13 protein-coding genes are annotated in these 9,395 nt (G+C 68.9%); all 13 read left to right on the forward strand.

Annotated features, from left to right (window positions below; all coding sequences use genetic code 11):
- The first annotated feature begins 42 nt into the window (after positions 1–42).
- From ACEN9V_RS14205 to ACEN9V_RS14265, 13 genes are read left to right on the forward strand one after another with little or no spacing between them, the layout of a single operon-like run.
- Positions 43–510, forward strand: a complete 468-nt coding sequence (locus ACEN9V_RS14205) for a hypothetical protein (RefSeq protein ID WP_413600838.1) — start codon at positions 43–45, stop codon at positions 508–510.
- A complete protein-coding gene (locus ACEN9V_RS14210; RefSeq protein ID WP_413600839.1) occupies positions 510–2,249 on the forward strand; it encodes a terminase large subunit domain-containing protein in 1,740 nt (579 codons plus the stop codon). The genes ACEN9V_RS14205 and ACEN9V_RS14210 overlap by 1 nt, the downstream gene beginning before the upstream one ends.
- A gap of 10 nt (positions 2,250–2,259) precedes the next feature.
- A complete protein-coding gene (locus ACEN9V_RS14215; protein WP_413600840.1) occupies positions 2,260–3,666 on the forward strand; it encodes a hypothetical protein in 1,407 nt (468 codons plus the stop codon).
- On the forward strand, positions 3,666–4,739 hold the full coding sequence (locus ACEN9V_RS14220) for a hypothetical protein (RefSeq protein ID WP_413600841.1): 1,074 nt from the start codon (positions 3,666–3,668) through the stop codon (positions 4,737–4,739). The genes ACEN9V_RS14215 and ACEN9V_RS14220 overlap by 1 nt, the downstream gene beginning before the upstream one ends.
- 50 nt (positions 4,740–4,789) lie before the next feature.
- Entirely contained in the window at positions 4,790–5,449 is a 660-nt protein-coding gene (locus tag ACEN9V_RS14225) for a hypothetical protein (RefSeq protein ID WP_413600842.1), read from the forward strand.
- 28 nt (positions 5,450–5,477) lie between these two features.
- Positions 5,478–5,891 carry a hypothetical protein gene (locus ACEN9V_RS14230; RefSeq protein WP_413600843.1) on the forward strand — a complete coding sequence of 138 codons (414 nt, stop codon included), beginning with the start codon at positions 5,478–5,480 and terminating at the stop codon, positions 5,889–5,891.
- A 9-nt stretch (positions 5,892–5,900) separates the two neighbouring features.
- Positions 5,901–6,950, forward strand: a complete 1,050-nt coding sequence (locus ACEN9V_RS14235; RefSeq protein WP_413600844.1) for a major capsid protein — start codon at positions 5,901–5,903, stop codon at positions 6,948–6,950.
- Positions 6,950–7,273 (forward strand): hypothetical protein, encoded by a 324-nt coding sequence (locus tag ACEN9V_RS14240; RefSeq protein WP_413600845.1) that lies wholly within the window; start codon positions 6,950–6,952, stop codon positions 7,271–7,273. Before ACEN9V_RS14235 ends, ACEN9V_RS14240 begins: the two co-directional genes overlap by 1 nt.
- Before the next feature lie 3 nt (positions 7,274–7,276).
- The gene (locus ACEN9V_RS14245; RefSeq protein WP_413600846.1) at positions 7,277–7,666 is read left to right on the forward strand and encodes a Gp19/Gp15/Gp42 family protein; all 390 of its coding nucleotides are present in this window, start codon (positions 7,277–7,279) and stop codon (positions 7,664–7,666) included.
- Positions 7,663–7,962, forward strand: a complete 300-nt coding sequence (locus ACEN9V_RS14250) for a hypothetical protein (RefSeq protein ID WP_413600847.1) — start codon at positions 7,663–7,665, stop codon at positions 7,960–7,962. Before ACEN9V_RS14245 ends, ACEN9V_RS14250 begins: the two co-directional genes overlap by 4 nt.
- Positions 7,963–7,965: 3 nt before the next feature.
- The gene (locus tag ACEN9V_RS14255; RefSeq protein WP_413600848.1) at positions 7,966–8,298 is read left to right on the forward strand and encodes a DUF5403 family protein; all 333 of its coding nucleotides are present in this window, start codon (positions 7,966–7,968) and stop codon (positions 8,296–8,298) included.
- Positions 8,295–8,687 carry a hypothetical protein gene (locus ACEN9V_RS14260; protein WP_413600849.1) on the forward strand — a complete coding sequence of 131 codons (393 nt, stop codon included), beginning with the start codon at positions 8,295–8,297 and terminating at the stop codon, positions 8,685–8,687. Before ACEN9V_RS14255 ends, ACEN9V_RS14260 begins: the two co-directional genes overlap by 4 nt.
- Positions 8,688–8,734: 47 nt before the next feature.
- On the forward strand, positions 8,735–9,325 hold the full coding sequence (locus ACEN9V_RS14265) for a hypothetical protein (RefSeq protein ID WP_413600850.1): 591 nt from the start codon (positions 8,735–8,737) through the stop codon (positions 9,323–9,325).
- Positions 9,326–9,395: the final 70 nt, after the last annotated feature.

Genomic DNA, 9,395 nt, shown 5'->3' on the forward strand with positions numbered 1-9,395 from the left:
GAGCACGATCACGACTGTTGCGACCTCGATCGGGGTTCTCTGATGGCAGGCCGCGGGCCTGCGCAGGGTGCGCACACGAGGGACCGGTCCGGCATCGATCGGGTGACGCTCGTCGCCGACGGTCGGCTGCGCGGCATGGCGTTGCCGCGGAACTTCGTGCGGGACCCGAAGACGGGCAACACGATGCCGTGGCACCCGGCGACGGTCCGGTGGTGGAACCACTGGCGGAAGAGTCCGCAGGCGACTCGGATGCTGACGCAGCCGGACTGGGACTTCCTCCTCGACACCGCGCTCATGCACCACTGGATGTGGACTCGGGGGAACTTCGAGCTCGCCGGTGAGGTGCGGCTGCGGGTGCAGCAGTTCGGCGCGACGCCGGAGGCTCGTCAGCGGCTCCGCGTCGATGTGACGGTCGACCGGCCAGCGCCGACTGAGGCAGAGGTCGAGACGGACGACGGGCCCGCCGGGAACGTGTCGTCGATCGATGACCGCCGGAAGCGGCTCGCCTGATGCCGCGCCGTCTGCTGCACGCGGACGGGCACGACAGGAACCGTTCGCTCGGGTGGATCGCGACGTGGTGGATCGAGACGTTCTGCGTCCACGGTCCGGGCGACGTCATCGGGCAGCCGGTTCGGCTGACGGACGAGTACACGGGCTTCATCGTCGACTGCTACGCGCTCGACTCGCGTGGGCGCCGCATGTACGACTCGGCGTTCCTGTCCCGCCCGAAGGGATGCAACAAGTCGGGGCTCGCGGCTGACCTCGTGATGTTCGAGGCGTTCGGCCCGGCCCGGTTCGCTGGGTTCGCGGTCGGCGGCGAGACGTACGAGTTCATGGGCCGCGTGTACACGTACGCGCCCGGTGAGCCGATGGGGAAGCCTGTCACGTCACCGTTCGTGCGCATCATGGCGACGGAGGAGGAGCAGGCCGGCAACGTCTTCGCGGCCGTGTACCTGAATCTCACCGACGAGACGGCGCCGCTGTTCCGGTACGCGCAGGCGTACGGCCTGACGGTGAACAAGAAGGGCGTCGTGCTGCCGTCCGGCGGCGAGATCCGACCGTCGACGTCGGGCTCGGCGTCGAAGGACGGCGGGATCGAGACGTTCGCCGTGTTCGACGAGACGCACCTGTACGTGAAGCCCGAGCTCCGGTCGATGTTCCGCACCGTCGTCAACAACATGTCGAAGCGTCGCGGGTCGGCGGGCACCTGGTACCTCGAGACGACGACGATGTTCGGACCGGGCGAGGACTCGATCGCCGAGGAGACGTATAAGGTCGCTGACCTCATCGAGGAAGGCCGGCTGCTGATCAACCGGCAGCTGATCGACCATCGGTGGGGCGAGATCAAGTCGCTGCGCGACCCGGTGGTGCCGTCGACGGAGGAGTCGCGTCGCTGGCACATCGAGAACCTGCAGCGTGCGTTCGCGGACGCCTACGGCGACTGCCTCGAGTGGAACGACCTCGAGGGGCTCGTCAACGACGTCTTCGACCCGAAGCGCAAGGAGTCCGACACCCGACGGCTGTTCCTGAACGCGCTCACGTCGTCGCAGGACGCGTGGGTGAAGGTCGAGTCCTGGGCGTCTCGGAACATCATCACGTTGCTGCGGAACGGTGACGCGAAGGGGTTCCTGCCGCCCGCCGAGGGCGACATGATCACGCTCGGCTTCGACGGCGCCCGGTCGAACGACGCGACCGCGCTCATCGCATGCCGCGTCTCGGACCACCACCTGTTCCCGATCCTGATCCGAGAGCAGCCCGACGGGCCTGAGGGTGAGGACTGGACGGTCGACCGTGAGGAGTTCGACGCCGAGGTGCGTCGTGCGTTCGAGCGGTACACCGTCGTCGGGTTCTACGCGGACCCGCCGTACTGGCAGGAGTACGTGAACGCGTGGGAGCGGGACTTCGGCGACGCGCTCCTGGTGCATGCCGGCGGCAAGGAGTCGATCCGGTTCTGGACGAAGCACACCACGCGAATCGCTCAAGCGCTCGAGCTTCTGCAGACGGCGATCGCCGACGGGTCGATGACGCACGCCGGGCACAAGGCGATGACGCGCCACTTCCTCAACGCGAGGGTGTGGCGCCGCACCGGTGGCGACGTCATCGGCAAGGAGACGAAGAACAGCGTCCGGAAGATCGACGCCGCGATGGCGGCGACGCTCGCGTTCCAGGCCGCTGCCGACTACGAAAACCGGGGCTCACAGCCACCGGCCGATGAACCGGAGACGGCGGTGCCGGTCCGAGTCAGGTGAGGAGGGTCCGATGCTGACCGAGACGAGCGTGACGGGGTCGGATGACTGGCGTCTGATGAGGCTGGCGACGAAGCTCGGGAAGGGCCTGCCGAGGATGGCGCTGCTGCGCTCGTTCTCGGACGGCTCCCGGTTCGTTCCCGCCGGGGTGTCGGGCGTGAACGCGCAGGCGATGCTCACCATCGTGAAGCAGGCACGGCTGAACACCGCCGAGCTGATCTCCGGATCGCTGGTCGACCGGCAGACGGCGCTCGGCTTCCGGACGGCGGCACCGGGCGACGACACCGGGGACGCGCTCGCGTTGACGAACTGGAACCGGTCGCACATGGCGGTTCGGTCGAAGGAGCTGCTGCGGGACGTCGCTGACTACGGCCGTGCGTTCGTGCTCACCACGGGCCCGTCTCAGCCGTCGGCAGCGGCGTCCCCGATGTTCCTCCCGTCGAACGGCTGGACGACCGCCACGGAGCAGTACGCGACCGCTCCGTGGGCCACGGAGGACGCGATCGTCGTCGGGTACGACGCGATCAACAAGGCCGACATCATCACCCTGTTCCGGCCCGGCTACATGCGGACCGCCTACCGGCCGACGCCGGTGCCGACGCTGCCGAACGACGGCACCCCCTGGATGCCGGGGAGCGGCTGGTCGTGGGCGACGGATCCTGTGCCGCTGGGCTTCACCGCGGACAACCCGATGGTGGAGCATGCGGCGCCGGGTGGGTTCGGCGAGTTCGAGAAGCACCTCGACTCCATCGACCGGATCAACTCGGTCACCCGGGACCGGCTGACGATCATCGCGATGCAGGCGTTCCGTCAGCGCGCGATCGAGGGCACGCTGCCGTCGCACTACCCGGCGGACTACCCGGACCTGACGCTCCGCGGCCAGCGGATCGACTACAACGAGGTGTTCGCCGGCGGCCCGGCCGCGCTCTGGCTGCTCGGCGGCGACGCGAAGATCTGGGAGTCGAACCCGACCGACATCACTCAGCTGCTGACCGCGGCGAAGGACGACAAGCGGGACCTGGCGTCGGTGACGTCGACGCCGATCTACCTGCTGATGCCGGACGCGACGAATGGCTCAGCGGAGGGCGCTGCGCTCGCTCGGGAGTCGTTCTCGTTCAAGGTGAAGGACCGCAACACGCGTGCCGGCGATTCGTTCGCGATTGAGCAGTCGCTCGCGTTCCAGGGCCTCGGCGATTCGGTGCGCGCGGACGCCGCGCAGGTCGAGACAATCTGGGCGCCGGTGAACCTCGAGTCGGTGAACCAGCGCGCGACGGCGGCGCAGGCGGCGAAGCAGTCCGGTGTCTCGCAGGCGTACATCAACCGCTCCGTGTGGGGGATGACTCCTTCGGAGATCGCGCAGGAGCTCACGGATCGGCTGCAGGAGCAGTTCGAGACGGCTGAACCGGCGACGGCCGCCTGATGGCGCTGACGACGAAGCAGGCGGGCAGCCTGTCGGATCGGCATGCGTCGCAGCGTGACTCGCTCATCGGGAAGCTGCTGACGGCGATCCTGCAGATCTGGTCCGGGGTGTCGAACTACCACGACGACGACCAGGTCGGGTCGGCGGCCGCGGCGTCCGCGTACCGAGTCATGCAGGCGCAGACGCAAGCGCGACGGCTGGTGCGGTCGTACCAGACCAGCCTGCTGCGCGCTCTCGACGCACTCGACACGTTCCCGACCGAGGTGACCTACTACCCGAGGTCGGGGACGACGGCGCTGGACGTATACGCGCGGCCGGCGTCGCAGGCGATCTACGCGTACTCGCAGGGCGGCACCCTCGAGGACGCTCGGCAGGCTGTCGAGGATCGCCTCGAGCTACTGCTCCACGAGGACATCATGCTCGCCGAGCGCGACGAGGAGCAGCGGATCTACGAGGCGCTGCCGCGCGTCGTCGGGTACCGGCGGGTGATCCACCCAGAGCGGTCGAAGAGCGGCACGTGCGGGCTCTGCGCGGTCGCGGCAACCCAGCGGTACCGGACCGACGAGCTCCGGCCGCTGCACGACGGCTGCGAGTGCGGGTCGATGCCGATCGTCGGCACGCAGGATCCCGGCCAGGTGCTGAACGACGAGGACCTTGAGCAGCTCTACGCAGCAGCCGGGCAGGCAGCGTCTGTCGGCGGGCAGCGACCCGCGCAGGCTCGGTCGACCGCTCGCGAGGACCTGCTGAACGTCCGCGTGCAGGTGAACGAGCACGGCGAGAAGGGGCCCGTCCTGGTGAAACAGGGCGACCACTTCCGCACGCACTCGGAGGCCGGTGCCGCGGCGTTCCAGAAGCCGACGCCGGCCGTGATCCGGCAGCGGAAGCAGCAGGCCCGGGACCAGGCCGCCGCCGACCTCGCAGACGCGCGATCGCGGCTGCAGCAGGTGCAGGCGTCCCACGCGAACGACGGCACGGCAACACCGCGGGAGCAGGTCGTGCTCGCGCAGCGCGTGAAGAACCTCTCGAGCTTGCTCCGATCTCTCGAAGCCGACCTCTCCCGATCCGACTCCTGACCACGTTGGCCCGTCACGGGCCGCCACCTCTCGACACGAAGGACACCACCATGAAGTTCGACTCGTTCGGCCGCCCGATCCTCTGCATGCCCCGCCTCCGGTTCGTCACGGACCCGAACCCGGGCGACCCGACGCCTGGTGATCCCACGCCGGACCCGGACCCCTCTGGCTTCCCCGCGAATACCCCGGTCGCGGAGATGACGCAGGAGCAGCAGCTCGCGTACTGGAAGCACCAGTCGCGGAAGCACGAGCGTCGCGCCGATGAGCGCAAGGACTACGACCAGCTGAGGGCCGCGGCCGACGAGCTCGCGACGCTGAAGGCGGCGAACCAGACCGAGGCGGAGAAGGCGCTCGCCGAAGCGCGCGAGGAAGCGCGGCGCGAGGGCGAGAACCTCGGCGCGGCCCGGTACCTCACCGACGCCGTGAAGGCCCGGTTCCAGCTCCTCACGAAGAAGACCGACGACGAGGTCGCCACTGCGTTCGCGCACGTGAACGCGAACTCTTTCGTCAACGACCAGGGCGACATCAACGTCGAAGCCCTGACCTCGTTCGCGGGCACCTTCGGTGCATCGGCGGACCCCCAGACGCCTCCGAGCGACCCCGTGCGGGCCGCGATGGAGCGACAGCAGCAGAACCCCGGCGGCACGTCGGGCGGCTCGATCGCGGAGATGACACGTCAGCGCGTCGACGAGCTGCAGGGCAAGAAGTAACCCCACTCTCACCAGAAAGGAGATCCCCATGGATCTCGGCATCACCACGGTGTCGACGGGTGGCTCGGACCAGTCCTGGCTCGCGTCGCGGCACGGGCTCAGCAACGGCCAGTCGCGCACCCTCGACCTCTCGAAGTTCACCTCGGGCACGCACTACAACGCGACGACGAAGGTCGTCCCGTCTGGTGTCGCGCTCGGCATCGTCACGGCGACGGGTCTCGCGGCACCGTTCGACGCTGCGGCGTCCGACGGCACGGAGGTCCTCGACTCGTTCCTGATCGCGGATGAGCCGCTGCTGCGGGCTGACGGGTCGCTCGCGACGTCGGTCATCGTCGGCGTCACCGTGCACGCGTTCATCCACCAGAACCGTCTGCCCGTCGTGGCGCAGCGGACGACCGTCGAGGGCGCCGACACCACCGGCATCTTCACCTACCAGGACTAGGAGCCTGACATGGAATACGACCCCTCTGTCCTGACGGCCGCCGCGGTCACCGCCGAAGCGCGGGCCGCGCAGGTCGTCGTCTCGCCGGCGTTCACCCTCGACCGGTACCTCCCGAACCGCGACAATCCGTCGCTGTCGTTCAACTTCGACGTGTCGCAGACGTCGCTGCCGCAGGCGGCGTCGTACCGATCGTTCGACGCGGAGTCGGACTTCGGTTCCGAGCAGGGCGGCGAGTCCCGCTCCGGCCGGATCCCCCCGATCAGCCGCAAGCTGCGCGTCAACGAGTGGGACACCCTCTCGCAGCAGATCGACGGAACGGGCCTGCTGGAAGCGTCCTACCGGAAGAAGGCGCGTCTCATCGCGGGTCAGATCCAGACCCGCGTGGAGCTCGCCCGCGGTCAGGCGCTCGAGTTCGGTCAGGTCACCCTGAACGAGAACCGTCTGAAGGCGACCATCGACTTCGGCCGCAAGGCGGCTCATGCCGTCACGGCGGTGAAGTTCTGGTCTGACCCCACGGCCGACGTCCTCGGCGACCTCGCCGCCTGGAAGGCCGTCTACGTCGCGGCCAACAACGGCGGCTGGGGTGACGTCCTGATCTCGACGCAGGTCATGACCGCGCTGCAGCGGAACGACGGCATCCGGTCCGCCGCGACCGGTCGCCCCGCGGCCGACGTCGGCCCGATCATCTCGGTCGACCAGGTGCAGGCGGTGTTCTCGGCCTTCGGGTACGGCACCCTTGTCATCAACGACGAGAAGGTCGCCGGCGCAGCGGGCGCTCAGGTCTCGGTCATCTCGCCGAGCAAGGTCATCTTCGTCCCGTCGTCGGCCTCCGTGTCGATCTCGGGCGACGGTGGCACCGCTCTTGGTGGGACCGACTGGGGCATCACCGCCGAGTCGCTGTCGCCGAAGTACGGCATCGGCGGCACGGAGCGCTCCGGCATCTTCGGCGCCGTGTTCTCGGACAACGACCCCGAGGGCCGCTACGTGCTCCTCTCGGCGACCGCGCTCCCGATCCTCGAGAACGCGAACGCGACGCTCGCCGCGAAGGTGCTCGCCTGATGGCCGGCGCGACGAAGAAGGTCTTCGGCGCGTTCGTCCACGTCACGAAGAAGGACGGCACCTCCGAGGCGTTCGCGCCCGGGGATGCCGTCCCCTCGTGGGCGACGAAGCTCGTCGGCGACCACGTCCTCGCCCAGCCCGATCCGGAGACGCCGGCCGTCCCGCAGGAGCCCGCCACACCGCCAGCACCTTCATCGACCGACGGCGGCACGCCGGACGCCGAGACGGAAGCCGACGTGAAGGCGAAGCTCGAGGCGATCGGGCAGCCCACCGACGGAACCCTCGAGGAGCTGCAGAAGCGCCTCGCCGAGCACGGGGAGTAGGCCATGGCGTCCGTGAAGGTCGAGTACGACGACGTCGCGAACCGGTACGAGGGTGACCTCGGCCGGTTCGAGAAACCGTTCGTGGAGACGCAGATCGCGGACGCAGTGGACTACGCGGACGCCCGATGGGGGCCGTTCATCACGCAACGGCTCTTGTCCGGCGTCCTCACCTCGGGCCTGTACAAGCGCATCATCGCCGACGCGGTGCTGCGCGTCCTCAGGAACCCGCAGGGCCTCGCGTCCGAGGGTGATGGCGGATACACGTACAGCACGAGGGCGACTGTCGCGTCTGGGAACCTCTGGTTCACGAACGACGATGTGGAGATCCTGTCGGGTCTGTTCTCGCAGCAGACCATGGCCGGCACGGTCGCAGTGAGGATCCCACCGCGATGAGCCTTCTCGACAACGGCCCTCACACGGTGACCGTGCAGCCCCGTCGGCCGCAGCAGACGCCGCACGGCGTCACGCTCGTGGCCGACGGGGCGCCGGTCATCGTCCGGGGCCTCTTCCACCGCGGCACTGGCCTGTGGACGTCACGTTCATGGGTCGGCGACGTCAACGCGCTCGTCACCGACACGGATGGCGAGCAGTGGGGCCTCGCCGGGGCGCCGCGGGAGTACGCGTCGTCGCCGGCGACCGCGCACTGGGAGGTCACTCTCGCGCGTGTCCGACCGGCAGGAACGGGGTGAGCCATGGCTCAGATCGACCGGAACCTCAGCACCGACGTCGCCAAGATGGTCGGCTCCGATCCGGAGCTGCAGGCCATTGCTGAGGCAATCGCCACGGATGCTCGCGCGAACTACGCCGGCCACGGAGACGCAGCAGCGTTCGTCCACGTCGAGGAAGAGACGTACAAGGGCGTCCGCGAGCCGCGCGTCGTCTTCGACCACCCGGTGGCGTCGTTCCTCGAGTTCGGCCACATGGCCGTGAACCCGAAGACCTCAGAGCCGACAGGGCGCTGGGTGCCGGGGATCCACGGCCTCCAGAACGCCGCCCGCCAGCACGGCAGCGGGAGGCAGACATGATCGACCACGAGACCCTGATCGACACGCTGCTCCGTCGCGACAGCACGGCAGCGTCGATCGGTGGCGAGTACGACACCACGCTCGAGCGGACCCTCCCGGCGCTCGTGTACCGCCTGACCGGCGACGGCCAGGTGTCGAACGGTCCGGGTCTCTGGACCGTGGAGCTCACGGCGAACGTCCACGGGGAACCGGCGGATGCGTGGCGCGTGACCTCCGAGCTCTACGACCTCGTGCACGCGTGGCCGTTCAACAGCCGCATCGACGGGCTCGGAGCAGTCCAGCAGGTCGACGACGAGGACATGCCGACACGGCAGCCGACGTCACCCGACGGCGGCAACACCGGGGTGCAGTACACGGCGTCGTGGGCGCTGCTGCTGCGCGAACTCTGACCGCTCACCCCAGCGGCACCCTCTCACTCACCAGCAAGGAGCACACCATGCCCGCAGATGCCGGCACCCTCGTCGTGCCTGGACACGGCACCGTGTTCACGGCGCCGAAGAACACCCCGATGCCGACCGCGGGCCCGTCCGCGTTCGGCCTGAACGCTGCCCCGACGGGGTGGGTCAACATCGGTCACACGTCGCAGGAGAACATGGTCTCGTTCTCCACTGACGGCGGCGATGCGACCGCTCTGTCCACGTGGCTGCAGGACAACGTCCGCACCATCTACGCGGCGACGTCGTGGTCCCTCGGGATCAACGCGCTGCAGCTCGACAAGCCGAACCTGGACCTCGCGTTCAACGGTGAGGTCGACGAGGACGGCGGGTACATCGTGCCCGGGTCGAACGGTGGCCTCGAGATGGCGCTGTTCGTCCTCGCCGTGGACACGACCGGGAAGCTCGGGTTCTACATCCCGAACACGTCGACGAAGCTCGGCGACTCCCCGTCGTTCGACACGGAGAACTTCCTCGAGCTGCCGCTGTCGTCGTCGATTCAGGCGGCCGACGAGGCGGTGATCCCGGCCCTCGCGGACGGGCGCGGCGGGATCATGAAGATCTACCCGCCGAAGGCGCTCGAGGCCGCGTGATGAACCCCCGGGGCAGGTGGTGGGACCTGCCTGCCCCGGGTCCACACCCTCACGGTCCCGCCTCCTCGAA

This window comes from Curtobacterium sp. Curtsp57 (assembly GCF_047324335.1).
Taxonomy (GTDB): Bacteria; Actinomycetota; Actinomycetes; order Actinomycetales; family Microbacteriaceae; genus Curtobacterium.

What these genes read in the sequence shown, in the direction of transcription:
- ACEN9V_RS14205 (WP_413600838.1), top strand. Translation starts at nt 43, where the DNA reads ATGGCAGGCCGCGGGCCTGCGCAGGGTGCGCACACGAGGGACCGGTCC.
- ACEN9V_RS14210 (WP_413600839.1), top strand. Translation starts at nt 510, where the DNA reads ATGCCGCGCCGTCTGCTGCACGCGGACGGGCACGACAGGAACCGTTCG.
- ACEN9V_RS14230 (WP_413600843.1), top strand. Translation starts at nt 5,478, where the DNA reads ATGGATCTCGGCATCACCACGGTGTCGACGGGTGGCTCGGACCAGTCC.
- ACEN9V_RS14260 (WP_413600849.1), top strand. Translation starts at nt 8,295, where the DNA reads ATGATCGACCACGAGACCCTGATCGACACGCTGCTCCGTCGCGACAGC.
- ACEN9V_RS14215 (WP_413600840.1), top strand. Translation starts at nt 2,260, where the DNA reads ATGCTGACCGAGACGAGCGTGACGGGGTCGGATGACTGGCGTCTGATG.
- ACEN9V_RS14225 (WP_413600842.1), top strand. Translation starts at nt 4,790, where the DNA reads ATGAAGTTCGACTCGTTCGGCCGCCCGATCCTCTGCATGCCCCGCCTC.
- ACEN9V_RS14240 (WP_413600845.1), top strand. Translation starts at nt 6,950, where the DNA reads ATGGCCGGCGCGACGAAGAAGGTCTTCGGCGCGTTCGTCCACGTCACG.
- ACEN9V_RS14220 (WP_413600841.1), top strand. Translation starts at nt 3,666, where the DNA reads ATGGCGCTGACGACGAAGCAGGCGGGCAGCCTGTCGGATCGGCATGCG.
- ACEN9V_RS14265 (WP_413600850.1), top strand. Translation starts at nt 8,735, where the DNA reads ATGCCCGCAGATGCCGGCACCCTCGTCGTGCCTGGACACGGCACCGTG.
- ACEN9V_RS14250 (WP_413600847.1), top strand. Translation starts at nt 7,663, where the DNA reads ATGAGCCTTCTCGACAACGGCCCTCACACGGTGACCGTGCAGCCCCGT.
- ACEN9V_RS14235 (WP_413600844.1), top strand. Translation starts at nt 5,901, where the DNA reads ATGGAATACGACCCCTCTGTCCTGACGGCCGCCGCGGTCACCGCCGAA.
- ACEN9V_RS14255 (WP_413600848.1), top strand. Translation starts at nt 7,966, where the DNA reads ATGGCTCAGATCGACCGGAACCTCAGCACCGACGTCGCCAAGATGGTC.
- ACEN9V_RS14245 (WP_413600846.1), top strand. Translation starts at nt 7,277, where the DNA reads ATGGCGTCCGTGAAGGTCGAGTACGACGACGTCGCGAACCGGTACGAG.